Origin of the sequence: Streptomyces sp. HNM0574 (assembly GCF_012726235.1) — a bacterium.
Lineage (GTDB): Bacteria > Actinomycetota > Actinomycetes > Streptomycetales > Streptomycetaceae > Streptomyces.
Map to the genome: position 1 here is coordinate 36,604 of NZ_JAASAH010000014.1, position 23,493 is coordinate 60,096.

The following is a 23,493-nucleotide window of genomic DNA, read 5'->3' on the forward strand; positions in this document are numbered from 1 at the left end:
TCTCCCGTCCCGCTCCGCCGCCCGGTCGCGAAAGGGCTTCACCCCGGGCACGTTCTGTACTAGAACCCGCAAGGACCGGGCGCACCCTGTCAGTTGCGCGCGCCCGGCGCACGTCGTCATACCGCACACCCGCGTGACCGCGCACCGCCGCCACCGGCCACCGCGTACCGAGGAGAAGAGTATGGACGACCCGCCCGACGTGACGGCCGCCTCCGGGACGGGCCTGGCCCGCCGCACCTTCCTCGGCGGAGCCGGTGCCGCCGCCCTCGGCGCCGCGGGGGTGGGCGGCGTCGGGATGTTCACCGGCAGCGCCCTCACCCCGGCGGCCGCGGCGCCCCCGGTACCTGAGGCGGACCGGGACCCGCTCGACCTGCTCCGGCGCATGCTGGCCCACGACACCCGGAACGCGGGCCAGGGCGCGAACACGCGCCCGCACGCGGAGATGCTCAGGGCGGTGTGGGAGAACGCGGACGTGCCCACGGAGATCATCGACACCCCGCACCCGGACAACGTGCACCTGATCGCCCGCATCCCGGGGACCGGTTCCGCCGCGCCGCTGCTCATGCTCGGCCACTCCGACGTGGTGCCGGTGGAACGCGGGAAGTGGTCCGTCGACCCGTTCGCCGGCACGGTGCGCGACGGGCAGATCTACGGACGCGGCGCCCTCGACATGAAGGGCGCGAACTCGGCGACGGTCAGCGCGCTGCTGCGGCACCTCGCCGAAGGGGCCCGTTTCGAGCGCGACATCATCGTCCTCACCGACTGCGACGAGGAGGCCGGGCCGTACGGATCGGAGTGGCTGGCCAAGCACCACTGGGACAAGGTGAACGCCGGATCCGTCCTCACCGAGGGCGGCTGGTTCCTGGCCCGGCGGGACGGGACCACCCCGATGCTGATCACCGCCACCCGGCAGGACAAGCTCTACTTCAACCTGGACCTGAGCGCCCACGGCACGGCGACACACTCCTCCAAGCCCAGCCCCGACGCCGCCCTCGTCACCCTCTCCCGCGCCGTCGCCGAACTCGGCGACTGGCTGGCCCCCGTCCACCTCACCGCCGTGACGCGCGAGTACTTCGGGGCGCTGGCGAAGGCCACCGACGACCAGGAGTTCGCCCGTGCGCTCGGACTCCTGCTCTCCGCCCGCGGTCAGGACGCGCGGGAGCGGGCCGCCCGCGTCGTCGTGAAGAGGTCCTCCTACCCGTGGCTGCACCAGGCCCTGCTCCGCACCACGCACGCCTTCGTCATCGGGGAGTCGGGCTACAAGGAGAACGTGATCCCGTCCTCCGCGAAGGTCCGGGTCAACTGCCGTGGCATCCCCGGCGGGCAGCGGCCCCGGGACTTCCTCGCGCAGGTCCGCGGGATGGCGGACCGGCGCGGGGTGCGGGTGGCACTCGCGGCGCCGGAGGGCAGGACCGAGGAGCAGCATCTCGACGAGCTCGACGAGGCGTGGGCCGCGCCGCCCGCCGACATCGCCACTCCCCTGTTCCGCGCCCTCTCCGGCGCCGCCGGGGAGACCTACCCCGACGCCGTGTTCGCACCGGCGCTGTTCGAGGCGGGCACCAGCCTGGCGCCGTGGCGCGAGCGCGGGATTCCCGGGTACGGCGTCTACCCGTACGTCATCGACAACGACCAGCTCGTCGCCATGCACGGGAACGACGAACGGATCCACGTCGAGGCCCTGCGGCGGGGCACTGCGTACCTGTACCGGATGTTCGCCCGCTTCCTCGACTGAGTGAACCGGGCGCCGCCCAGGGTCAGGGCTTGCGGCCGACGCCGCCGTACTCGTACCAGTCCGCCGCCTCCGGCCAGTACGAGAAGTCCGTCTCGGGCCGCCAGGTGTTGATCCGGCACAGGCCCGGCTCCAGCGGCTTCAGGCCCTCGAAGCACCGGTCCACCTCGTGCTCCTCGCGGACCCGGCCCCACTGGCCGCCGGTGGCCGTCCGCATCAACGAGCTGACCGCGTCCCGTACGTCGGGGTCCGCGCTGACCAGCTGGTTGAGCACCATGAAGCTGCCGGGTGCCATGCGGTCCACGGTGCGGTGCGCGACGTCGGCCGGGCCGCCGAAGTCGGACTCGTCCCCGACGCAGTGCATGACGCACACGAACAGGGCCGCCACCGGCTGCGAGAGGTCGAACAACCGGTTCACCTCGGGATGACCGAAAATCGCCTCCGTGTCCCGTAAGTCGGCCTGGACCACGGCCGTGCGGGTGTTGTCCTCCAGCAGGGCGCGGGCGTGGGCCAGCACGATCGGGTCGTTGTCGACGTACACGACCCGCGCGTCCGGGTCCACGCGCTGCGCGACCTGGTGCACGTTGTCCTGCGTCGGCAGCCCGGAGCCGTGGTCCAGGAACTGGCGCACGCCGAAGTCCTCCGCCAGCACCCGCACCACACGTTGCAGGAAGCGGCGGTTGTTGAGCGCCACGGCGCGGGTGTGCGGGGCGAGTCTGTCCAGCTCGGCGACCGCGATCCGGTCGACCTCGTAGTTGTCCTTGCCGCCCAGGTAGTGGTCGTACATCCGGGCCGCGCTGGGGGTGTTCACGTCCACCCCCGCCACGGCCTGCTGCTCCCGCATCCGCAATGCTCCGGCTCTCCTCGCCCTCCCGCGGGCCCCTCGGCCACGCACCGAAAAGCTTCCCACGTGGACACCCCCACCCACGACGTCAACCGGCCGAAGTAGTCGGGGGGTTGACGGGACGGCGCGAAGGAGCCGGCGCGCTCAGCCCCCCGCCGCCCGGCGCATGGCCCACAGGGGCGGGCCGCCGCCGGGGAGGGGGAATTCGCCGAGGACGGTGAAGCCGAAGTGGGTGTAGACGGGGATGTTGGCGGGCTTGGAGGACTCCAGGTGGACGGGGAGGGCGGCGGCGTCGGCGCGGGCCAGTCCTGAGCGGAGCAGGGCCGCGCCGTGGCCACGGCCGCGGACGTCCGGGTCGGCGCCGAGGAGCGCCAGGTACCAGTGGGGTTCGGCGGGGGTGTGCGCGCCCGCCGCCTCGACGGCCGCGCGGAACAGCGGGGCCCGGTCGCCCAGGATGTCCTGGAGTGCGCCGGCGGTCTCCGCGTCGGGTACGGCGGCCTCGCGGGCCTGAGGGGGCACCCAGAACGCGGCCGCTCCGCCGGTGCGTTCGCACAGCCCGTGCCGGAGGTACAGGCCGGTGAACATCGTGGTGAAGTAACGGGCCAGCCCCGCCTGCCGATCGGCCTCGGCGGGGAAGAACCAGCGCATCATCGGGTCGTCGTCGAAGGCGCGGGCCAGGATGCGGCCGACGGCTCCGGCGTCGTCGTGGGTCGCCCTCGTCGGGCTGTTCGTCTGCGGCACGGGCTCATTCTTGCCCCGGCCCCTCCGCGGGCCCCCGGCAGGGTGTGCGGAAGGGGACGGCCGCGGGTGCGGCCGTCCCCTTCGGCACGGTGCCGTCAGTGGAGCGGGGGCAGCAGGGACGCCTTGACGCCGCGGACGAGTTCGGCCGCCTTCTCCTCGGCCTTCTTCGGCTCGGGCGCCTTGTGCGGGTCGCAGGTGACGTCCTTGTCGTCGACGGTTCCCTTGAGCAGGTAGGCGTCGACGCGCTTGTTGATGCAGCTGTTCTCGACGTTGGTGATCCCGTGCGAGCCCGCGTCCCGCTCCGTGATGAGGCGGGAGCCCTTGAGCCGCTTGTGCAGTTCGACGGCGCCGTCGTACGGGGTGGCGGCGTCGCGCTCGGACTGCGCGATGAGGACGGGCGGGAGGCCCTTGCCGGTGCCGACCTCGACGGGCTCGTGCTGCTTCGCGGGCCAGGTGGCGCAGGGCAGGTTCATCCAGGTGTTGGACCAGGTGAGGAACGGGTGGTCCCGGTGCAGGCGTTCGGCGTCGCGGTCCCAGGTGCCCCAGTCCCGCGGCCACTTGGCGTCGCCGCACTCGACGGCGGTGTAGACGGCGTTGCCGTTCTCCGCCGACTTGTTGCCTTCGGTGTCGGACATGTCCGGGCCCGCGGCCTTCACCAGCGGCTTCTCGTCGCCCTTGAGGTACGCGGACCAGACGGAGGCCACCTCGGCCCACATCTCGTCGTAGTAGGGCGCGTTCTGGAAGAAGCCGGTGAGCTCGGCCGGTCCGACGACGCCGCCGACGGGGTCCTTCTTCGCCTTCGCGCGCAGGTCCTCCCACGCGTCCTGGACGTCCTCGGGCGAGTCGCCGATGCCGTAGGCGTCGTCGTGCTCGGCGACCCACTTCTTCCAGTCCTCCCAGCGGGTCTGGAAGGCGACGTTCTGGCCGAGGTTGTTCTTGTACCAGATCCGGTCGGTGTCCGGGTTGACCACGCTGTCGACGACCATGCGGCGGACGTGGCCGGGGAAGAGGGTGGCGTAGACGGACCCGAGGTAGGTGCCGTACGAGACGCCGAGGTAGTTGAGCTTCTCGTCGCCGAGCGCCGCGCGGATGACGTCCAGGTCGCGGGCGGTGTTCGGGGTGGTCATGTGCGGCAGCATGGCGCCGCTGCGCTCCTGGCACCCCTCGGCGTACTCGCGGGCGAGCTTGCGCTGCGCGCGCTTGTCGGCCTCGTCGCCGGGGACGGGGTCGGCCTTGGGCGCCTTGACGAACTCCTCCGGGTCGGCGCAGGAGATCGGCGCGGAGTGGCCGACGCCGCGCGGATCGAAGCCGACGAAGTCGTACGCCTTCGCGGTCTTGGCCCACAGCGGGTTCTTCTCGGTGATGCGGGACGGGAAGGAGAGCCCGGAGCCGCCCGGGCCGCCCGGGTTGTAGATCAGCGAACCCTGGCGCTCCTCGTCGGTGCCGGTGCTCTCGGCCCGGTCGACGGCGAGCTTGATGGTGCGTCCGTCGGGCTTCGCGTAGTCCACCGGGACGGTGACGAAGCCGCACTGCACGGGGTTCTTCACCCCCCAGTCCTCGGGGCAGTCCTTCCAGTCGATGCCCGCGCGCGCGGCACGGGCGGCGGCGACCGCCGTGCCCCTGGCCTCCGCGGGCGTGTTCTGGGAGCGGGCGCTGGTCGCCGCGCCCTTCCCCGAGGCGTGGCTGTCGGCGTAGGCCGACGGGACGGTCATCGAGCCCGCGACGAGGGCTCCGACGGCGACGGCCCCTGCCGTGCCGAGCACTGCCTTGCGTCTGTTCACGTGTAACTCCCCCTGGGCCGCTGCCCGCTGGTGGCGGAGTGATCCGGGATCACGTTGCTGGCGAGGAGGATCTTCCCTTCTCGCCCGTATCGAGGGACAGACCGTACTGATGTTCTTTACCAAGACGTGAATCTACCGGCGCTCTCCAGAGCCCGCCTGAGCTGAAGGCCGTCAGGGGCAACGGCCGTCACGAGAACGGCGGGACCGGCGAGCGGGGTGACGGCGGCTCCGGGCCCGAGCAACCGGGTCTCGCGCGGCCGCGCGCCGGGCTCCTCGAACTGCGGGTCGACGACCAGGATCTGACCCACCGCCCGGTTTCCGCCGAGCACGGCGGGCCCGTCCCAGCCGGGAACGCCGGGGCCGTAGTCGAGCTGCTGGTCGAGCAGCGGGCGTCCGGCGCGGTGCACGACGAGCCGGGTCGACAGCCGTCCCGTCCCCTCCCCCGTCCGGCCCAGGATCTGTTCCTCGCGGAGGACGAGCCGGGCGCCGGGGGCGAGGTCGACGCGGGTGGTCTGGCGCAGGTCGCTGCCGGCGGCGGAGATGAGCGGCTCGGGCAGCCAGGCCAGCCGGGCGCCCTCGCCGACGCTCAACCGCACGTCGTAGTGGGCCTGTTCGCCGGTGCGCCCGGGCAGCGCGATCATCGCGGCGGTGCCGTCCAGGGTGAGGTCGGCGCCGGGTTCGGCCCGGGCCTCCAGCGCGAGCCGGTCCCCGCCGAGGGGGGCACACATGGCGCCGACGAGGGTGAGCCGGGCGCCGCGGCCCGGCGCGCGGGTGCGCCGCAGCGCGAGCGGCGCCTCCCCGCTGAGCACGGGGAGGGCCGTGCCGCCGCGCCCGTCCGGCGCGGCGGTCACCCGCGCCCGCGCCCGGACCCCGCTCGCGGGACCGGCGGGTGACGGGGCGTCGGACGCGGGGCGGGGGTGCGGGAGCGGCGCGGTGGGGGTCGCGGTGTGCGTGGTCATGCGGCGGCGGGGGCTTCGTTCCAGGCCGTGAGCTGCGCGAGCACCCAGTCGGCGACGTCGCTGACGCCCTTCTCGCCGCGCAGCGACTGGAAGACGACGGGCAGTTCGCCGCGCTGTCCGGCCGCGTCCCTGGCCATCGCGTCCAGGTCGGAGCCGACGTAGGGGGCGAGGTCCGTCTTGTTGACGACGAGCAGGTCGGCGGTGGTGACGCCGGGGCCGCCCTTGCGGGGGATGTCGTCGCCGCCCGCGACGTCGATGACGAAGATCTGGCCGTCGACCAGGCCCTTGGAGAAGGTGGCGGTGAGGTTGTCGCCGCCGGACTCGACGAGCACGATGTCCAGCGGCCCGACCGCGTCCTCCAGGTCCTCGACGGCCTCCAGGTTGGCGGAGATGTCGTCCCGGATGGCGGTGTGCGGGCAGGCGCCGGTCTCCACCGCGGCGATCCGCTCGGGCGGCAGGACGCCCTCGCTGAGCAGGTAGGCGGCGTCCTCGCGGGTGTAGATGTCGTTGGTGACGACGGCCATCGAGTAGCGGTCGCGCAGGGCGCGGCAGAGAGCGGCGACGGTGGCGGTCTTGCCGGTGCCGACGGGTCCGCCGAGGCCGATGCGCAGCGCCCGGCGGGTCCCGTCGGGCCGGACGGCCTCGGCGCTGTGGGCGTGCCGGTGGCTGCCGGGGAGGTCGTGGTCGAGGTGCATGGCGTGCTCCGTTCTCGTCGTGGTCTTCGGTGGCGGCGGCCGCGCTCCGGGGTCTCCGCGCTAGGAGGCGAACAGGCGTACCTGCCAGGCCGCGTGGGCCTCGGCCCCGAGGTCGAGCAGCGGCGCGGAGGCCGCGGGGAGCTCGTCGGTGTCCGCGGTCGCGGCGGCGGCGACGGCGCGGGCGGCGACGTCGTCGAGGTCGGGGGCGAGGCGGGCCAGGACGCGGGTCGCGTCGAAGGGGTCCAGGCTGAGCAGCCGGACGACCGCCGTCGCGGGTCCGGACACCGCCTCGTACGCGGACGCGTGCGCCGCGTCGAGCGGGGTGAGCCCGGCGGCGCGCGCCGCGAGCCCGAGCACGATCGGCTGGTGCGCGCCGCGCGGGCGGGCCGCGGCGAGCGCGTCGAGTTCGGGCGAGGGCCAGGTGGCGCGGGCCGCGCGCATCATCTGCCGGCCGAGCCGGCGCGCGGTGTGCCGGAGGGCGGGCGAGGGGGTGCGGGCGTCGGCGGCGTCGTCGAGGCCGAGGGGGTCGTGCCGTCCGGTGGCCGCCGCGGCGGCGAGCGAGGCGGCGACGAGGCCGGCGGTGTGCAGCCGGCTGTGGCAGAACGCGCCGAGGGTCGCCGCGTCGGTGATGCGGCCGGCCTCGACGGCCTCCTCGGCGCCGCCGGAGTGCGCGTGCCCGCCGGCGGGGAATCGTCCGTCGGCGAGGACGAGCAGGGCTGCTCGGGTCATGGGGTGCCTCGCGCTGGTGCTCGGTGGGGCCCCGTACCGGTACGGGGTGAGGGGCCGGCCCCGCGGTCCCGCGGCGGCGCGGGACCGGCGGTGGCCGGAGGGGTCCGTCGGGGGCGGACCGTCAGAAGAGGAAGTACCGCTGGGCCATGGGCAGTTCGGCCGCGGGCTGCGGGTCGACGGTGTCGCCGTCGATGGTGACGGTGAAGGTGTCCGGGTCGACCTTCACCTCGGGCAGCGCGTCGTTCTCCCGCATGTCGGCCTTGGTGACCGGCCGGGTGTCCCGGATCGCGGCGAACCGCTTGCCGAGGCCGAGGCGTTCGGGGAGACCGTCCTCCAGCGCGGTGCCGGTGACGAAGTTGAGCGAGTTCGAGCCCGGCGCCCGGCCCGTCGCCCCGTACATCGGCCGCGGCAGCATCGGCTGCGGGGTGGGGATGGACGCGTTGGCGTCGCCGACCTGCGCGTACGCGATCTGGCCGCCCTTGATGACCAGTTGCGGCTTGACGCCGAAGAACTTCGGCTCCCACAGCACCAGGTCGGCGAGCTTGCCCGGCTCGACCGATCCGACCTCGTGGTCGAGGCCCTGTGCCACGGCCGGGTTGATCGTGTACTTGGCGACGTAGCGGCGGGCGCGGAGGTTGTCCGCGCGGCCGTCGCCGGGGAGGCTGCCGCGGCGCTGCTTCATCACGTGCGCGGTCTGCCAGGTGCGGAGCACGACCTCGCCGATCCGTCCCATGGCCTGGGCGTCGGAGGAGATGATCGAGATGGCACCCAGATCGTGCAGGAAGTCCTCGGCCGCGATGGTGCTGGGCCGGATGCGGGACTCGGCGAAGGCCAGGTCCTCGGGGACCGCCGGGTTGAGGTGGTGGCAGACCATCAGCATGTCGAGGTGTTCCTCGATGGTGTTGACGGTGTGCGGCCGCGTCGGGTTGGTCGAGGACGGCAGGACGTTCGGCTCGCCGACGACCGTGATCATGTCCGGCGCGTGCCCGCCGCCGGCGCCCTCGGTGTGGTACGCGTGGATGCCGCGTCCGGCGATGGCGGCGAGGGTGTCGCCGATGAAACCGGCCTCGTTGAGGGTGTCGGTGTGGATGGCCACCTGCGCGCCGGTCTTCTCGCAGACGTTCAGGCAGGCGTCGATGGTGGCCGGGGTCGCGCCCCAGTCCTCGTGAATCTTGAACCCGGCGACGCCGCCGCGCAGTTGGTCCGTCATCGACGCCTCGGACATGGTGTTGCCCTTGCCCAGCAGGCCGATGTTGACGGGCATCCCGTCCAGGCCCTCCAGGGTGCGGGCGACGTGCCAGGCGCCCGGGGTGACGGTGGTGGCCTTCGAGCCCTCGGCCGGTCCCGTGCCGCCGCCGACGAGGGTGGTGATGCCGGAGGCGAGGGCCTCGTCGACGATCTGCGGGCAGACGAAGTGCACGTGGGTGTCGATGCCGCCGGCCGTGACGATCTTCCCGTTGCCCGCGATGATCTCGGTCTCGGGGCCGATGACGAGGTCCGGGTGGACGCCGTCCATGGTCTCCGGGTTCCCGGCCTTGCCCAGCGCGGTGATCCGCCCGTCGCGGATGCCGAGGTCGGCCTTGACCACGCCCCAGTGGTCGAGGACGAGCACCCCGGTGACAACGGTGTCGGGCGCGCCCTCGGCGCGGGTGGTACGGGCTTGGCCCATGGACTCGCGGATGACCTTGCCGCCGCCGAAGACGGCCTCGTCACCGGAGTTGCCCGGGCCGCCGGCGAGGTCGCGCTCGATCTCGATCAGCAGGCCGGTGTCGGCGAGGCGGATGCGGTCCCCCGTGGTGGGGCCGAAGAGGTCGGCGTAGGCCGGACGTGACAGCTCAGGCATCGAGCGCGCCTCCCGTCTCACCGCGCAGCCCCGCGACGATCCGCTTCCCGCGCAGGGGCACGAGCGTGACGTCGACCGGGATGCCGGGCTCGAAGCGTACGGCCGTGCCGGCGGCGATCCCGAGGCGCTTGCCGCGGGCGGCGGCGCGGTCGAAGTCGAGGCCGGGGTTGACCTCGGCGAAGTGATAGTGCGAGCCGACCTGCACCGGGCGGTCGGCGGAGTTGAGGACGGTCAGCCGGGTGGGTTCGGCGCCTTCGTTCAGCGCCACCGGTTCGTCGGCGTAGAGGATCTCTCCGGGAATCATCTGGGCGTGCTCCGCTTCAGGCGATGGGCTCATGGACGGTGACGAGTTTCGTCCCGTCGGGAAAAGTGGCCTCGACCTGCACGTCGTGAATCATCTCCGGCACGCCGTCCATCACCTCGTCCCGGCCGAGGACGGCGCGGCCGGACTCCATCAGCTCGGCGACGCTGCGCCCGTCGCGGGCGCCCTCCAGCACGTGCGAGGTGATCAGCGCGACCGCCTCGGGGTGGTTCAGCTTGACGCCGCGTTCGCGGCGCCTGGACGCGACATCTGCTGCGACATGGATGAGCAGGCGTTCCTGCTCATGCGGGGTCAGTTGCATGGTCTCCCACTTCGGAATCAGCGCGTCGGGGCGGGACCGCCCGATTCCTTGCGGCGACGCGCTACAAGATAGATGTACCACGCAGGCGCCTCCGCGTGTCCCGCCAGGTCCGCCGGACACTAGGAGCCCGGCGTTTCAGCGGCCTTTTCGGTGCCGTTTCACCCTTGTTAACCCTGGGCTCCGCGCCCGAAATAACACCTTTTGGTGATGTTCGCCACAGTGTGCCCCGAACCCACAACCCCGCCTGAAACCAAGCCGGTTCCCCACCTGACCGCACCCCCCGAACACCGTCACCGCGGCACCTCCGCCCACCCCCGCGACGAGCACCCCGCGCGACCCCTTCGCCCCTCGTTCCGGCGTCCGCTTCCGCGCCGGGGCACCCCGGACCGCGGCCGGGCCGTCGAGGCAGGGCCGTCCCGGGCCGGGACCGTCTCGGGCCGGACCTTCACAAGCGGGGCCCTCGCGGGCGGGGCCGGTGCGGCCGGGCACTGGGAGGCGGGCCGGGCCGGGACAGGCGGGGGCCGCTGAGCAGCGGCAGGGCGGGGAGAGAGCGCTCCGGACGGGAGCGCGCGCCGGGAGCCAGGATACCCACCCGGGGCCGCGCGGGTGACGGGTTCCGCCGAACCGGGCGGCGAACCCGCAGGCGACAGGACCGGGCCCGCGACCGGAGCGTGATGTTCCGCCGCCCGGGCGGCCGTTGACGCCGCCCCTTCACCGCTGACATCCGGTCACGTCCGGCCCCTCCCCCGCCGTCCCGGGCGTACCTCGTACGCCGTCTGCTTCCGGGAGCGGGCGGGGCCGCGTGGGGCGCAGGAGACTCGTGCGGTGACCTGCCGGCTCGCCCGCGCCCCTCCGCTGGGCGCAACAGCACGTCCGCTATGCGCTCTTGACGTGGCCTCAACAGAGGGCCGATCCTCATGCCCGCGTCAATGCACGTTGTCAGCTCCGCACGACCCCCCACATGTCCCACGCACATCGGAGCCCACTGTGAACGCAAGAGACAAGCGACGTACGCTCATCGCGGCTTCCGCCAGCGCCGCGCTCGCCGTCACGCTGCTCGGGGCCGCAGGCGCCCAGGCGACCGTGGCCGAGACGGCGGCCGCGCCCGACATCCCCGTCGAGAAGGTCACCCAGGACCTCAAGGAACTCCAGTCCGTCGCGGAGGAGAACGGCGGCAACCGGGCGCACGGCCAGCCCGGTTACAAGGCCTCGGTCGACCACCTCAAGGCCAAGCTGGACAAGGCCGGGTTCAAGACCAGTGTCCAGGAGTTCGACCACGGCGGTGCGACCGGCTACAACCTGATCGCCGACTGGCCCGGCGGCGACGAGAACAAGACCGTCATGACCGGCGCCCACCTCGACTCCGTCGGCGAGGGCGCCGGGATCAACGACAACGGCTCCGGCTCGGCGGGCATCCTGGAGACCGCCCTCGCCGTCGCCGACGCCGACCTCAAGCCCACCAAGCACCTGCGGTTCGGCTGGTGGGGCGCCGAGGAGGAGGGACTCGTCGGGTCCCAGGCGTACGTCGACAGCCTCGGCAAGGACGGGGCGAGCAAGATCGACACGTACCTCAACTTCGACATGATCGGCTCCCCGAACGCCGGCCACTTCGTCTACCAGGACGACGCGGCCGTCGAGAAGGTCTTCAAGGACTACTTCACCAAGAAGGACGTCGAGACCGAGGCGTCCGAGGAGACCAACGGCCGCAGCGACCACGCCTCGTTCAAGGCGGCCGGGGTGACGGTGGGCGGCACGTTCACCGGCGCCGGTGAGACCAAGACCGAGGAGCAGGCGAAGAAGTGGGGCGGCACCGCGGGTGAGCCGTACGACAAGTGCTACCACTCGCAGTGCGACGACTCGGGCAACATCGACGAGAAGGCCCTCGACCTGCACAGCGACGCCATAGCGCACGCGGTGTGGGAGCTGAGCAAGTAGGCACCCGCTCCGTCGTACCGGCCCGGCCGCCCGTTCACCGGCGGCCGGGCCGTTCGCCGTCCGGGGTGAACTGCCGCCGCGCGGGAGGCCGTCGGGGCCGTCCGGTGAAACGTGTCAGCGGGGCGCGGCGGGGGCCCAGGGCAGGGAGATCCAGACGGTCTTGCCGCCGCCGTCGGTCGGTCTGACCGTGAGCCTGCCGCCCGACTCGGCGGCGAGGGCGCGGACGATGACCATGCCGCGCCCGTTGTCCTGCTGCACGGCGGCGGGCAGCCGCCGCGGCATGCTCGGATGACTGTCGGTGACGCCGATGCTGAGCAGTTCCTCGCGCTCCAGCAGCACGTCGACGGTGAAGTCCGGGGACTGGCCGAGGGTGTGCTGCACGGCGTTGGTGGCGAGTTCGGAGACGATCAGACGGACGGCGTCGGCCGCGTCACTGCCCTCCGCGAGGCCCCAGTCGGTGAGGACTCCGGCGACGTAGCGCCGAGCGGCGGTCACCGAGGCGGGAGCGCTCGGCAGCGTGACGGATGCTTCCTGGTGGTCTGCCATGGCGGCGCTGTCCCTTTCGCACCTGTGACGGTCTCCGCGGGGGCGGCGGACTGCGCGGACTGCCCGCGCGGCAGTGGCTGCGGAACCGCTCTCGGATGGCTGCTTCGCGACAGAGTGCCATCATCACGCGCCCGATGCGCCCGTTCCCCCGGATATGCATATATCTGTCGCCCGAAGCAGTGAACTCCGTGACGAGAGAGCGCATTTGACCGGTGCTGTGGCCTATCGGTTCTGGGGACGGCCCGCGCGGGACGGGCCACGGCAGCGCGGGACGAGGGGGACGGACGAGGATGACGCACCACGCTCCGGCGGTACGCCGCCGCAAGCTGGGCGCGGAACTGCGCCGCCTGCGCGGCCAGTCGGGTGTGACCAGCGGGGAGGCGGCCCGGCTGGTGGGCTGGCATCAGTCGAAAGTCAGCCGAATCGAGACCGGCAGCAGTGGCGTCAAACCGGCCGACCTGGAACGCCTGCTGGACGCTTACGGCGTCGGCGACCCCGGACTGCGGACGGTGCTGGCCGCGCTGTCCGGCGGCACCGCGCCCGACGGGCCGCCGGGGCCGTACGGCGCGCCGGACGACGGGCGCGCGGCCCGGGGCTGGTGGCAGGCGTACCGGGAGGCGCTGCCCGCCGCCTACCGGGACTTCATCGCGCTGGAGTCGGAGGCGGCGCAGGCCCGCACGCTGGAGACGCACGTGATCCCGGGCCTGCTCCAGACCTCGGCGTACGCGGAGCAGGTCACGCGGGCCGCGCTGGGCGCGGAGGCGGACCGGGAGCGGGTGGCGGCGCTGGTCGAGGTGCGGGCGCGGCGGCAGCGGGTGCTGCGCTCGGCGCGGCCGCTGCGGCTGGACGTCGTGCTGGACGAGGCGGCGCTGCGGCGGGAGGTGGGCGGGCGCGAGGTGATGCGCGAGCAGCTGGCGCACCTGGTGACCGCGGGTCAACTCCCGCACGTGCGGCTGCAGGTGCTGCCGTTCGGCGCGGGGGTGCACATCGGCGTCACCGGGCCTTTCGTGATCTTCTCATTCTCGCGCATGGCCGATCTGGACGTGGTGGTTCTCGACCACCTGACCGGTAGCCTCCACCTGGAACAGCAGGACGAACTCCGGGCGTACAGCACCGCGTTCGCCACGCTGCGTGCTCGCGCCCTGTCGTACGACGATTCACTCGCGTTCCTCGCCGCTCTCGGCGAGGGCAGGTGAAGGGAGAGCCGACATGCCCGCACAGCGACACCCCGGGGACGCGGCCCCGGCGACGGCTCCGGCGCGGCCGGACCGTCCCGGCTGGTTACGCAGCAGCTACAGCACGGGGGCGAACAACTGCGTGGAGACGGCCGTTCCGGATTCCGGCGGGCTGGCCGTGCGCGATTCCAAGGACCGGGACGGGCCCGTGCTGCGCTTCCGCGCGGAGGCGTGGGACGCGTTCCTCGACGGCCTGGGGCGCGCCGAGGTCTGAACCCGGAAGGGACGTCAGGCGGCGGGCGGTGCGGTGGCGGCGACCGTGCGGGCCGCCGCCGCGAGCTGCTCGTCCGTCAGGTCGCCGCGCACGGTGAGGCGCAGCCGGGAGACGCCGTCGGGCACGGAGGGCGGGCGGAAGCAGCCGACCCGGAGCCCGGCGGCGCGGCAGTCGGCAGCCCAGCGGACGGCCGCCTCCGGCGAGGGCGCGGCGACGGAGACGACGGCCGCGTCGGGGCGTACGGCGCGCAGGCCCGCCTCGGTGAGGGCGGTGTGCAGCGCGGTCGCGGCCGTGCGGACGCGGCCTGCGCGGTGCGGTTCCTGCCGCAGCAGCTGGAGCGCGGCGAGCGCGGCGCCGGTGGCGGCGGGTGCGAGCCCGGTGTCGAAGATGAACGTCCGCGCCGTGTTGACGAGATGGTCGATGACGTGGGCCGGGCCGAGCACCGCGCCGCCCTGGCTGCCGAGCGACTTGGACAGGGTGACGGTGGTGACGGTGTCCGCCGCGCCCGCGAGCCCGGCCGCGTGCGCGGCGCCGCGGCCGCCCGCGCCGAGGACACCGAGGCCGTGCGCGTCGTCGACGAGCAGCCCGGCGCCGTGCGCGCGGCAGGCGGCGGCGAGCGCGGGCAGCGGGGCCGCGTCGCCGTCGACGGAGAACACCGAGTCGGTGACGGCGAGCGCGGGCCCGCCGTGTCCGGCGAGGGCCTCGCGTACGGCGCCGGGGTCGGCGTGCGGGACGACGGCGGTGGCGGCGCGGGAGAGGCGGCAGCCGTCGATCAGGGAGGCGTGGTTGGCGGCGTCGGAGACGAGGAGGGTGTCCGGGCCGCTCAGCGCGGTGACGGCGGCGAGGTTGGCGGCGTAGCCGGAGGAGAGCACGAGGGCCGCCTCGAAGCCGCAGAACTCGGCGAGTTCGGCCTCCAGCGCCGCGTGCAGCCGGGTCGATCCGGTGACGAGGCGGGAGCCGGTGGCCCCGGCTCCCCAGTGGCGTGCCGCGCGGGCGGCGGCCTCGGTGACGTCGGGGTGCCGGGAGAGCCCGAGGTAGTCGTTGCCCGCGAGGTCGAGCTCCTCCGTCTCGGCGGCGCGGGGGTGCAGCGCCCGGAGCAGGCCGGCCGACCTGCGGTCGGCCAGGGCCCGTTCGGTCCAGGCGAAGGGGCCCCCGGCCGCGGGGGTGCCGGACGTGACGGGGGTGACAGGCGCGTCGGGGGTGGCGGGGGCCGGTTCGGGGGAGCTTCCGGGTGCGGGCGCGCTGGAGGTGTCGGAGGCGGGCGCGGTCATGGCGGGCTTTCCTCGTTCCGGGTCGGCGCTGCGGTGCACCAGCGGCGGCGGGTGCTTTTTGTATGCAGTGCATAGACGGTAGTCCCTCGCGGAAGGGGGCGTGGTGTGGCAATAACCACACCTCCGGGACAGCCCGTTGTGGGGATTCTCCATAGCCTGGGGCCTCGGGGTCGGACATGATCAGCGCCATGGATCTGCTGAACACGCTTGTGGACAAGGGGCTTCGGCGCGAACTGCCGACGCGGGCCGAAGCACTCGCCGTGCTGGGGACCTCCGACGACGACCTGCTCGACGTGGTGGCGGCCGCGGGGAAGGTGCGGCGCCAGTGGTTCGGGCGCCGGGTGAAGCTCAACTATCTGGTGAACCTCAAGTCGGGCCTGTGCCCCGAGGACTGCTCGTACTGCTCGCAGCGGCTCGGCTCGAAGGCCGAGATCCTCAAGTACACCTGGCTGAAGAAGGACGAGGCCGTCGAGGCGGCGGGCGCGGGCGTGCGCGGCGGCGCGAAGCGCGTGTGCCTGGTCGCCAGCGGACGCGGCCCGACGGACCGGGACGTGGCGCGGGTCTCGGAGGCCGTCTCGGCGATCAAGGAGCAGCACGAGGGCGTCGAGGTCTGCGCCTGCCTGGGCTTCCTCTCCGAGGGGCAGGCCGAGACGCTGCGCGCCTGCGGGACGGACGCGTACAACCACAACCTCAACACCTCGGAGGGGACGTACGGCGACATCTGCACCACGCACGGCTTCTCCGACCGGGTGGACACCGTCAACAAGGCGCAGCAGGCGGGTCTTTCGGCCTGTTCGGGTCTGATCGCGGGCATGGGCGAGCGCGACGAGGACCTGGTCGACGTGGTGTTCGCGCTGCGGGAGCTGGACCCGGACTCGGTGCCGGTGAACTTCCTGATCCCGTTCGAGGGGACGCCGCTGGCCAAGGAGTGGCACCTGACGCCGCAGCACGCGCTGCGCATCCTGGCGATGGTGCGGTTCGTGTGCCCGGACGCGGAGGTGCGGCTGGCCGGCGGCCGCGAGGTGCATCTGCGCTCGCTCCAGCCGCTGGCGCTGCACCTGGCCAACTCCATCTTCCTGGGCGACTACCTGACCAGTGAGGGCCAGGCGGGGCAGGCCGACCTCGACATGATCGCGGACGCCGGTTTCGTGGTCGAGGGCACGGAGACGACGACGCTCCCCGGCCACCGGCGGGACGGTTCCGGGGAGGCCGGTGCAGGAGCTTCCCCGGAGGCGGCCCCCGTCCCCCCGCCGGGCGCCGGCTCCGGTGCCGAGCGGTCGGACGAGCTGGTGTCGGTGCGGCGCCGGGGCGCGGGGACGGAGCTGCCGCCCAATGCCTGAGCGGGCCCTTCCCGAGCACGGGGCGCCGTCGGGGCCCGGCCTTCCCGGGCCCCGGCCGGCGGCGCGGGCGCTGCCCGGCGCCGAGGTGCCGATGAAGCCGGACGAACTGCTGGCGCTGGACCGGCAGCACGTGTGGCACCCGTACGGTCCGATGCCGGGCCGGGAGGCGCCGCTGGTCGTGGAGTCGGCCTCCGGGGTGCGGCTGCGGCTGGCCGAGGAGGCGTACGGGCAGCGCGAGCTGGTGGACGGGATGTCCTCCTGGTGGTCCGCGATCCACGGCTACCGGCACCCGGTGCTGGACGAGGCGGCGCGGACGCAGCTGGAGCAGGTCAGCCATGTGATGTTCGGCGGGCTCACGCACGAGCCCGCCGTGCGGCTGGCGCAGCGGCTGGCGGCCGTCGCGCCGGGCGATCTGGAGCATGTGTTCCTGGCCGACTCCGGTTCGGTCTCGGTCGAGGTCGCGGTCAAGATGTGCCTGCAGTACTGGCGTTCGCTGGGCAGGCCGGCCAAGCGGCGGCTGCTGACCTGGCGCGGCGGCTACCACGGCGACACCTGGCAGCCGATGTCGGTGTGCGACCCCGAGGGCGGCATGCACGAGCTGTGGTCGGGGGTGCTGCCGCGTCAGGTCTTCGCGGACGCGCCGCCGCCCGGCTTCGACGACGGGCCGGACGAGGCGTACGTACGGCACCTGCACGAGACGGTCGCCCGGCACGCGGACGAGCTCGCCGCCGTGATCGTCGAGCCGGTGGTGCAGGGCGCGGGCGGGATGCGCTTCCACTCCCCCGCGTACGTGCGGGCACTGCGCGAGGCGTGCGACGCGCACGACGTGCTGCTGGTGCTGGACGAGATCGCGACCGGTTTCGGCCGTACGGGGGCGCTGTTCGCGGCCGACCACGCGCGGGTCACGCCGGACGTGCTGTGCGTCGGCAAGGCCCTCACCGGCGGGTACCTGACGCTGGCGGCGACGCTGTGCACCCCGCGCGTCGCCGAGGGCATCTCGCGGGGCGAGGTGCCGGTGCTGGCGCACGGGCCGACGTTCATGGGCAACCCGCTGACCTGCGCCGTCGCCGACGCCTCGCTCGGGCTGCTGCTCGGGCAGGACTGGGCCGGCGAGGTCGCCCGCATCGAGCGCGGGCTGCGCGCGGGGCTGGCGGGCGCCGAGGACATCCCCGGGGTCACGGACGTGCGGGTGCTCGGCGCGATCGGCGTGGTGCAGCTCGACCGCCCGGTCGACATGGCCGCCGCGACCCGCGCCTCGGTGCGGACGGGCGTGTGGCTGCGCCCGTTCCGCGACACGGTGTACGCGATGCCGCCGTACGTCACCGGTGACGACGACGTGGCACTGATCTGCGCGGCCCTGCGTGCCGCGGCCGAGGAGGGGTGAGCGCCGTGGGCGAGGTACTGGTCGTCACCGGCACGGGGACGGAGATCGGCAAGACGGTGACGACGGCGGCGCTGACCGCCGCCGCGCTCGCCGCGGGCCGTTCCGTCGCCGTCCTCAAGCCCGCGCAGACGGGCGTGGCCGAGGAGGAGCCGGGCGACGTGGCCGAGGTGCTGCGGCTCGCGGCCGGTCCCCAGGACCGGGCCGCCGGCGCGGTGACGGGCGCCGAACTGGCCCGCTACCCCGAGCCGTTGGCGCCCGCGACCGCCGCGCGCCGCGCGGGCCTGCCCTGCGTGGGGCCCGCGCGGGTCGCGGAGGAGGCGGCGAAGCTGGCGGCGCGGCACGACCTGGTGCTCGTGGAGGGCGCCGGCGGGCTGCTCGTCCGGTTCGACGCGGAGGGCGGGACGCTGGCCGACGCGGCCGGGCTGCTGGCGGCGCCGGTGCTGGTGGTCGCGGCCCCGGGCCTCGGCACGCTCAACGCGACGGCGCTGACGGCCGAGGCGCTGCGGGCCCGCGGTCTGCACGCGGCGGGCGTGGTCGTCGGGAGCCTGCCCGCGCGGCCCGACCTGGCGACGCGCTGCAATCTCGGGGAGCTCGCGGACGTCGCGGGCGCGCCGCTGCTCGGGGTGCTGCCGGAGGGCGCGGGCGGGCTGGACCCGGCCGACTTCCGCGCGGCGGCGCCGGGTTGGCTGGACCCGCGGCTGGGCGGGCGCCGGGAGCCCTGAGCTCCCGGCGGGGCTGCTCGTCCGGGTGGTTCCGCGCGTTCGGGCGTCACGCGGCCCCGATACGGGGAGAATCGGGCACCGGGCGGACCGTTCGGCGCCGTCCGCCCGCGCACCGGACGACGTCGACGGGGAGGAACCGGCCATGCCCGTACCCAGCAACGCTCCCGACGGTGGACGGGGCGGCGGCCCGCCGCGGTACTCGACCGTGCGGCACCCGCTGTTCGCACGCTTCTACGCGCGGCTCAGCCGGGTCAGCGACACCCGCGCCGGGGTGGGCGAGCACCGGGACGAGCTGCTCGCCGGACTGTCCGGGCGGGTGCTGGAGCTCGGCGCCGGCAACGGGCTGAACTTCGCCCGCTACCCGCACACCGTCTCCGAGGTCGTGGCCATCGAACCCGAGCCGCACATGCGGCGGTTGGCGGCCGAGGAGGCGGTGCAGGCGGGGGTGCCGGTGGACGTGGTGCCGGGTACGGCCGAGGCGCTGCCGGTGAAGAGCGAGTCGTTCGACGCGGCGGTGTGCGCGCTGGTGCTGTGCTCGGTCGGGGACGTGCGGCGGGCGCTGTCGGAGCTGCACCGGGTGCTGCGTCCCGGGGGCGAACTGCGGTTCTACGAGCACGGGGTGGCCGAGGGGCGGCCGGTGATGTCCGCTGTGCAGCGGGGGCTGGACCGTACGGTGTGGCCGCGGTTGTTCGGGGGGTGTCATACGGCGCGGGCGCCGTTGTCCGAGATCCGGGGGGCGGGGTTCGAGGTTTCGGGGTTCCGGCGTGTGCTGGTGCCGGCTCGGGGGCCGGCGTTGCCCTACTCGTTTCATGTGCTGGGGAGTGCGCGGCGGGGGTAGGCCGTTCTCGGGGGTTTGCGCCGTGCGCCCCCTTTGGGTCTTGGCGTCCGTCGTCAGGGTGCGGGTGCGTGGGGGTTGTTCGCGCCGTTCCCCGCGCCCCTTCATGGCCTTGCGGCCGTCCTCAAAGTGCGGGTGCGTCCTGGTTGTTCGCGTCGTTCCCCCTTTCTGGGGTGGGCCAGGTGGGGTGGGATCGGAGGAGGGTGGTGAAGGCGGATTCGGCTGGGGAGAGGAGGCGGTCGCGGCGGCGGACGAGGCTGACGGGGCGGGGGCGTGGTGCGGGTTCGACGGGCAGCACGGTGAGGGAGCCGTGGGCGAGGTCCTCGGCGACGGCGTGTTCGGAGACGAGGGTGAGGCCGAGGCCGGCGGCGACGCAGCGCTTGAGCGCCTCGGGGCCCCACACGTCGCCCCGTGAGGCGGTGCGCAGGCCCCAGTCGGCGAGGACCTGTTCCTGGAGCTCGCGGGTCTGCGAGCCGGGTTCGCGCAACAGGAAGCGGGCGCCGTCGAGTTCGGCGGGGGTGACGGGGCCGTCCGTCTCCGGGTCCCGCGCGAGGGGGTGCCCGGCGGGGGCGACGAGGACGAGCCGTTCGTCGAGCACGTGCTCGGTGTGCAGCTGGGTGGCGTGCGGGGCCCCGGCGACGACGGCGACGCCGATGCCGCCGCTCAACAGCCGTTCCCGCACGGCCTCGTTGTTGCCGACGAAGATGTCGCAGTCGATGCCGGGATGCGCCTCGCGGTAGCGGGCGAGCAGCGCCGGCAGCAGGTAGGTGCCGACGGTGGTGGAGCCGCCGACCAGCAGCCTGCCGGTGACGAGCCCGCTGACCTGCCGTACGGCGGCGACGGCCTCGTCCGCGAGCAGGAAGACCCGCTTGCCGTAGCTCGCGAGGACCTCCCCCTCGGCCGTGGCCCTGGCCCGTACCCCGGAGCGGTCGATGAGCGGGACGCGGAGCGACTGCTCCAGCCTGCGCACCTGGTTGGAGACCGAGGGCTGGCTCATGTACAGCTTCTGCGCCGCCGCGGAGAAGCCCTGGTGCTCGACGACCTGCATGAAGATCCACAGTCGGTGGAGGTTGAGTTCCACGGCCCTCCCGCCCACGAGACCGCCCGGTGCCGGGGCGAGCGTATCCGGCCGACGCCCTGGCCGGGAGGGGCCGGTGCGGGCCGCTTGTGGCTATGGGCGGTATAGCGACGCCGGTGGTTCTGCGGCCCCTCGGCGCGGTGCTACTCATGTCCCGGTGCGGCACACACCGCCGGCACCGCTGACGGACACCGGGTGGAGGGTCGGATGACGCGAACGCAGACGGCAGACGGACGGCGCGGACCGCTGGAGGTCAACGGGCGCCGCTACCCGTGGCCGGACCGCCCCGTGGTGGTGGTCTGTGTGGACGGGAGCGAGGCGGCGTACCACGAACGGGCCGTCGCCGACGGCCGGATGCCGTTCCTGGAGCGGATGCTGGAGCGCGGCGCCGACCTGCGCGCCGACTGCGCGATGCCCTCGTTCACCAACCCCAACAACCTGTCGATCGCGACGGGGGCGCCGCCCTCCGTGCACGGCATCTGCGGCAACTACTTCTACGACCCGGCCTCGGACGCCGAGGTGATGATGAACGATCCGGAACTGCTGCGTGCGGACACCCTGTTCGCGCGGTTCTCGCAGCAGGGCGCACGGGTCGCCGTCGTCACCGCGAAGGACAAGCTGCGGCGGCTGCTCGGGCGTGGCCTGAAGGGCGGCATCTGCTTCTCGGCGGAGAAGGCCGGTGAGGCCACCGAGGAGGAGAACGGCATCGGCAAGGTGCTCGAACGGGTGGGCATGGACCAGCCGTCGGTGTACAGCGCGGAGCTGAGCGAGCTGGTGATGGCGGCCGGGGTGTCCGTACTGGAGTCGGAGCGCCCGGAGTTGACGTACCTGTCGCTCACGGACTACATCCAGCACAAGCACGCGCCGGGCTCGCCGGTGGCCAACGCGTTCTACGCGATGCTGGACCACTGGTTCGAGCGGATCGACGCGCTGGGCGCGGTGCTGGTGGTGACGGCGGACCACGGCATGAACGCCAAGAGCGACGGCGCGGGCGAGGCCCGGGTGGTCTTCCTCCAGGACGTGCTGGACGCGCGGCTCGGCTCCGCCGGGGGCCCGCGCGCCCGGGTCGTGCTGCCGATCACCGACCCGTACACGGTGCACCACGGGGCGCTGGGCTCGTACGCGACGGTGCACCTGCCGGACGGTACGGACCTCGCGGCGGTGGCCGCCGGGCTGGCCGCCACCGAGGGGGTGCTGGAGGTGCTGACGCGGGACGAGGCGTGCGCGCGGTTCGAGCTGCCGGGCGACCGGATCGGTGAGCTGGTGGTCGTCGCGGAGCGGAACACCGTGCTGGGCACCTCGCCGGAGCGGCACGACATCTCCGGCTTCACCGAGCCGCTGCGCTCGCACGGCGGGCTCTCCGAGCAGCGGGTGCCGTTCCTGGTCAACGTGCCGGTGGCGCCGGGCCGTTGGCTGCCCGCCGGGCACCGGCTGCGCAACTTCGACAGCTACTGGCTGGCCACGGCCCTCGCGGCCGCACCCGCCGGGGACTGACCCCGGACCCACCTCGGCACCTCGGCACCTCAGCACCTCCGCAGACGACCCCCCACAGGAGAGAACCACCACCGACGACGGGACACGCCATGGCCGATCTCGCACCACAGCGACAGCCGGAGGAACCCGAAAGACGGGGGGAACCGCCCGGAACGGCCGGGGGGCCGCTGACCACCCGCGCGGCGCTGGAGCGTACGGGGGCCTGGCGGGGGGTGGCACGCTGGCGCTGGCAGATCTTCGCCGTGACGTGGGTGGCGTACGCAGGGTTCTACTTCGCGCGCCAGGCGTTCTCGGTGGCGAAGCTGGGCATCCTGGAGGACCCGGCGGCGGGGGCGCAGCTGACCGAGCGGGTGCTCGGCGTCGTCGACGCGGTGTATCTGCTGGCGTACGCGGTGGGCCAGTTCGTGTGGGGCATGTGGGCCGACCGGTTCGGGCCGCGGGTCGTGGTGGCGGGCGGCATGGCGGGGGCGATCGTGGCCTCGGTGGCCATGGGCGCGTCCGCCGCGCTGCCGGTCTTCGGGGTGGCGATGGTGCTCCAGGGCCTGGCCCAGTCGGCCGGTTGGGCGCCGCTGTGCAAGAACATGAGCAGCTTCTTCCCGGTGCGGGAGCGGGGGCGGGTGCTCGGGGTGTGGAGCACGAACTACGCCTTCGGCGGGCTCGTCGCTCCCCCGTTCCTCGGCTGGTGGGCGTACGCCGTGTTCGACGCGTGGCAGGCGGCGTTCTTCGCGGGCGCGGCGACGCTGGCGGTCGTGCTGGTGCTGTTCCTGCTCTTCCAGCGGGACAGCCCGCGGCACGCGGGGCTCACGGTGCCGGAGCCCCGCCGGGAGGCCGCGCCGGAGACGGGCGGCGGCACGGCGCGGACCCGGACCGGGGTGTACCGGGCGACGCTGCGGGACCCGATGGTGCGGACGCTGGGCGCCGCGTACTTCCTGCTGAAGCCGGCCCGTTACGCGATCCTGCTGTGGGGCCCGGTGATCGTCAGCCGGCGGCTCCCCGAGATCGACAAGGTCGGGGCGACGCTGGTGCCGGTCGCGTTCGGGATCGCGGGCGTGGTGGCGCCGGTCGTCATCGGCTGGATCTCCGACACCGTCTGCGGCTCGCGCCGGGTCCCGCCGTGCGTGGTGGCGCTGGGGCTGCTGACGCTGGTGATGGCGCTGTTCACGCCGCTGACGGCGGCCGGGAGCGTGCCCGTGATGATCGCGGTGCTGGGCGCGGTCGGGCTGACGGTGTACGCGGCCGACGCGATGATCTCCTGCGTCGCCGCGGTGGACTTCGGCACCGAGGACGGTGCGGGCACGGCGGCCGGGGTGGTCAACGGCTGCGGCTCCCTCGGGGCCGTGCTCGGCGGGCTGCTGCCCGGATTCCTGTCCGGCACCGCGCTGTTCTACGGCTTCGCCGCGGCGGCCTTCGTCGCCGGGGCGCTGCTCCTCCCGCACTGGAACCGTCGCCCGCGCGCGGCCGATCCGCAGCCGTCGCAGGGCAGTTGAGGCCGGGA

At 73.9% G+C, this 23,493-nt stretch carries 22 protein-coding genes; 10 read left to right on the forward strand and 12 right to left on the reverse strand.

Annotation, left to right across the window (positions count from 1 at the left end):
• The first annotated feature begins 181 nt into the window (after nt 1–181).
• Nucleotides 182–1,732 carry a M20/M25/M40 family metallo-hydrolase gene (locus tag HCC30_RS21685; protein WP_169444315.1) on the forward strand — a complete coding sequence of 517 codons (1,551 nt, stop codon included), beginning with the start codon at nt 182–184 and terminating at the stop codon, nt 1,730–1,732.
• Nucleotides 1,733–1,754: 22 nt separating this feature from the next.
• Here HCC30_RS21685 and HCC30_RS21690 read toward each other — a convergent pair whose 3' ends face one another.
• The 9 genes from HCC30_RS21690 to HCC30_RS21730 all read right to left on the reverse strand — a co-directional run bounded on the left by HCC30_RS21690 (nt 1,755) and on the right by HCC30_RS21730 (nt 9,944).
• Complete coding sequence (locus HCC30_RS21690) at nt 1,755–2,573, reverse strand: SAM-dependent methyltransferase (protein WP_169444316.1); 819 nt, start codon at nt 2,571–2,573, stop codon at nt 1,755–1,757.
• A 144-nt stretch (nt 2,574–2,717) separates the two neighbouring features.
• A complete protein-coding gene (locus HCC30_RS21695) occupies nt 2,718–3,314 on the reverse strand; it encodes a GNAT family N-acetyltransferase (protein WP_346776742.1) in 597 nt (198 codons plus the stop codon).
• A gap of 95 nt (nt 3,315–3,409) precedes the next feature.
• On the reverse strand, nt 3,410–5,077 hold the full coding sequence (locus HCC30_RS21700; protein ID WP_346776756.1) for an alpha/beta hydrolase: 1,668 nt from the start codon (nt 5,075–5,077) through the stop codon (nt 3,410–3,412).
• 134 nt (nt 5,078–5,211) lie between these two features.
• Nucleotides 5,212–6,054 (reverse strand): urease accessory protein UreD, encoded by an 843-nt coding sequence (locus tag HCC30_RS21705; RefSeq protein ID WP_169444318.1) that lies wholly within the window; start codon nt 6,052–6,054, stop codon nt 5,212–5,214.
• Nucleotides 6,051–6,749 carry an urease accessory protein UreG gene (ureG, locus tag HCC30_RS21710; RefSeq protein WP_169444319.1) on the reverse strand — a complete coding sequence of 233 codons (699 nt, stop codon included), beginning with the start codon at nt 6,747–6,749 and terminating at the stop codon, nt 6,051–6,053. Before ureG ends, HCC30_RS21705 begins: the two co-directional genes overlap by 4 nt.
• Nucleotides 6,750–6,809: 60 nt before the next feature.
• Nucleotides 6,810–7,478 (reverse strand): urease accessory UreF family protein, encoded by a 669-nt coding sequence (locus HCC30_RS21715; protein ID WP_169444320.1) that lies wholly within the window; start codon nt 7,476–7,478, stop codon nt 6,810–6,812.
• A 121-nt stretch (nt 7,479–7,599) separates the two neighbouring features.
• Nucleotides 7,600–9,321: an urease subunit alpha gene (locus HCC30_RS21720; RefSeq protein WP_169444321.1), complete on the reverse strand. Its 1,722-nt coding sequence runs from the start codon at nt 9,319–9,321 to the stop codon at nt 7,600–7,602.
• Nucleotides 9,314–9,625: an urease subunit beta gene (locus HCC30_RS21725; RefSeq protein WP_169444425.1), complete on the reverse strand. Its 312-nt coding sequence runs from the start codon at nt 9,623–9,625 to the stop codon at nt 9,314–9,316. The genes HCC30_RS21720 and HCC30_RS21725 overlap by 8 nt, the downstream gene beginning before the upstream one ends.
• Nucleotides 9,626–9,641: 16 nt before the next feature.
• Nucleotides 9,642–9,944: an urease subunit gamma gene (locus HCC30_RS21730; protein WP_169444322.1), complete on the reverse strand. Its 303-nt coding sequence runs from the start codon at nt 9,942–9,944 to the stop codon at nt 9,642–9,644.
• A 987-nt stretch (nt 9,945–10,931) separates the two neighbouring features.
• On the opposite strand from HCC30_RS21730, the gene HCC30_RS21735 reads away from it, so the two are divergent.
• Nucleotides 10,932–11,879 (forward strand): M28 family metallopeptidase, encoded by a 948-nt coding sequence (locus HCC30_RS21735; protein ID WP_346776743.1) that lies wholly within the window; start codon nt 10,932–10,934, stop codon nt 11,877–11,879.
• 114 nt (nt 11,880–11,993) lie between these two features.
• Here the strand turns inward: HCC30_RS21735 and HCC30_RS21740 are convergent, their stop codons facing one another.
• A complete protein-coding gene (locus HCC30_RS21740) occupies nt 11,994–12,425 on the reverse strand; it encodes an ATP-binding protein (RefSeq protein WP_169444323.1) in 432 nt (143 codons plus the stop codon).
• A 290-nt stretch (nt 12,426–12,715) separates the two neighbouring features.
• Here HCC30_RS21740 and HCC30_RS21745 point away from each other — a divergent pair, with 290 nt between their 5' ends.
• The gene (locus tag HCC30_RS21745; RefSeq protein WP_169444324.1) at nt 12,716–13,621 is read left to right on the forward strand and encodes a helix-turn-helix transcriptional regulator; all 906 of its coding nucleotides are present in this window, start codon (nt 12,716–12,718) and stop codon (nt 13,619–13,621) included.
• Between the two features lie 13 nt (nt 13,622–13,634).
• Nucleotides 13,635–13,874 carry a DUF397 domain-containing protein gene (locus tag HCC30_RS21750; protein WP_169444325.1) on the forward strand — a complete coding sequence of 80 codons (240 nt, stop codon included), beginning with the start codon at nt 13,635–13,637 and terminating at the stop codon, nt 13,872–13,874.
• Between the two features lie 14 nt (nt 13,875–13,888).
• Here HCC30_RS21750 and HCC30_RS21755 read toward each other — a convergent pair whose 3' ends face one another.
• Nucleotides 13,889–15,145: an 8-amino-7-oxononanoate synthase gene (locus tag HCC30_RS21755; RefSeq protein WP_169444326.1), complete on the reverse strand. Its 1,257-nt coding sequence runs from the start codon at nt 15,143–15,145 to the stop codon at nt 13,889–13,891.
• A 188-nt stretch (nt 15,146–15,333) separates the two neighbouring features.
• Here HCC30_RS21755 and bioB point away from each other — a divergent pair, with 188 nt between their 5' ends.
• The 4 genes from bioB (at nt 15,334) to HCC30_RS21775 (ending at nt 19,429) form a co-directional block, all read left to right on the forward strand.
• Nucleotides 15,334–16,485: a biotin synthase BioB gene (gene bioB / locus HCC30_RS21760; RefSeq protein ID WP_169444327.1), complete on the forward strand. Its 1,152-nt coding sequence runs from the start codon at nt 15,334–15,336 to the stop codon at nt 16,483–16,485.
• A 91-nt stretch (nt 16,486–16,576) separates the two neighbouring features.
• Complete coding sequence (locus HCC30_RS21765; RefSeq protein ID WP_169444428.1) at nt 16,577–17,869, forward strand: adenosylmethionine--8-amino-7-oxononanoate transaminase; 1,293 nt, start codon at nt 16,577–16,579, stop codon at nt 17,867–17,869.
• A 5-nt stretch (nt 17,870–17,874) separates the two neighbouring features.
• Nucleotides 17,875–18,591, forward strand: a complete 717-nt coding sequence (gene bioD, locus HCC30_RS21770; protein WP_346776744.1) for a dethiobiotin synthase — start codon at nt 17,875–17,877, stop codon at nt 18,589–18,591.
• Between the two features lie 142 nt (nt 18,592–18,733).
• A complete protein-coding gene (locus HCC30_RS21775; protein WP_169444328.1) occupies nt 18,734–19,429 on the forward strand; it encodes a class I SAM-dependent methyltransferase in 696 nt (231 codons plus the stop codon).
• A 121-nt stretch (nt 19,430–19,550) separates the two neighbouring features.
• Here HCC30_RS21775 and HCC30_RS21780 read toward each other — a convergent pair whose 3' ends face one another.
• Nucleotides 19,551–20,507, reverse strand: coding sequence for a LysR family transcriptional regulator (locus HCC30_RS21780; protein WP_169444329.1), 957 nt, complete (start codon nt 20,505–20,507; stop codon nt 19,551–19,553).
• 204 nt (nt 20,508–20,711) lie between these two features.
• Between HCC30_RS21780 and phnA the strand changes: the two genes are divergently transcribed.
• Both phnA and HCC30_RS21790 read left to right on the forward strand, forming a co-directional pair.
• Complete coding sequence (phnA, locus tag HCC30_RS21785) at nt 20,712–21,998, forward strand: phosphonoacetate hydrolase (RefSeq protein WP_169444330.1); 1,287 nt, start codon at nt 20,712–20,714, stop codon at nt 21,996–21,998.
• A 212-nt stretch (nt 21,999–22,210) separates the two neighbouring features.
• Entirely contained in the window at nt 22,211–23,485 is a 1,275-nt protein-coding gene (locus tag HCC30_RS21790) for an MFS transporter (RefSeq protein ID WP_346776745.1), read from the forward strand.
• The last annotated feature ends 8 nt before the right edge of the window (nt 23,486–23,493 follow it).

Bases quoted from the DNA above. Each gene is read 5' to 3' on its own strand.
- HCC30_RS21685 (WP_169444315.1), top strand. From the start codon at position 182: ATGGACGACCCGCCCGACGTGACGGCCGCCTCCGGGACGGGCCTGGCC.
- HCC30_RS21730 (WP_169444322.1), bottom strand. From the start codon at position 9,944: ATGCAACTGACCCCGCATGAGCAGGAACGCCTGCTCATCCATGTCGCA.
- bioB (WP_169444327.1), top strand. From the start codon at position 15,334: ATGGATCTGCTGAACACGCTTGTGGACAAGGGGCTTCGGCGCGAACTG.
- HCC30_RS21765 (WP_169444428.1), top strand. From the start codon at position 16,577: ATGAAGCCGGACGAACTGCTGGCGCTGGACCGGCAGCACGTGTGGCAC.
- HCC30_RS21775 (WP_169444328.1), top strand. From the start codon at position 18,734: ATGCCCGTACCCAGCAACGCTCCCGACGGTGGACGGGGCGGCGGCCCG.
- HCC30_RS21690 (WP_169444316.1), bottom strand. From the start codon at position 2,573: ATGCGGGAGCAGCAGGCCGTGGCGGGGGTGGACGTGAACACCCCCAGC.
- HCC30_RS21725 (WP_169444425.1), bottom strand. From the start codon at position 9,625: ATGATTCCCGGAGAGATCCTCTACGCCGACGAACCGGTGGCGCTGAAC.
- HCC30_RS21755 (WP_169444326.1), bottom strand. From the start codon at position 15,145: ATGACCGCGCCCGCCTCCGACACCTCCAGCGCGCCCGCACCCGGAAGC.
- HCC30_RS21715 (WP_169444320.1), bottom strand. From the start codon at position 7,478: ATGACCCGAGCAGCCCTGCTCGTCCTCGCCGACGGACGATTCCCCGCC.
- HCC30_RS21720 (WP_169444321.1), bottom strand. From the start codon at position 9,321: ATGCCTGAGCTGTCACGTCCGGCCTACGCCGACCTCTTCGGCCCCACC.
- HCC30_RS21740 (WP_169444323.1), bottom strand. From the start codon at position 12,425: ATGGCAGACCACCAGGAAGCATCCGTCACGCTGCCGAGCGCTCCCGCC.
- ureG (WP_169444319.1), bottom strand. From the start codon at position 6,749: ATGCACCTCGACCACGACCTCCCCGGCAGCCACCGGCACGCCCACAGC.
- HCC30_RS21705 (WP_169444318.1), bottom strand. From the start codon at position 6,054: ATGACCACGCACACCGCGACCCCCACCGCGCCGCTCCCGCACCCCCGC.
- HCC30_RS21750 (WP_169444325.1), top strand. From the start codon at position 13,635: ATGCCCGCACAGCGACACCCCGGGGACGCGGCCCCGGCGACGGCTCCG.
- phnA (WP_169444330.1), top strand. From the start codon at position 20,712: ATGACGCGAACGCAGACGGCAGACGGACGGCGCGGACCGCTGGAGGTC.
- HCC30_RS21745 (WP_169444324.1), top strand. From the start codon at position 12,716: ATGACGCACCACGCTCCGGCGGTACGCCGCCGCAAGCTGGGCGCGGAA.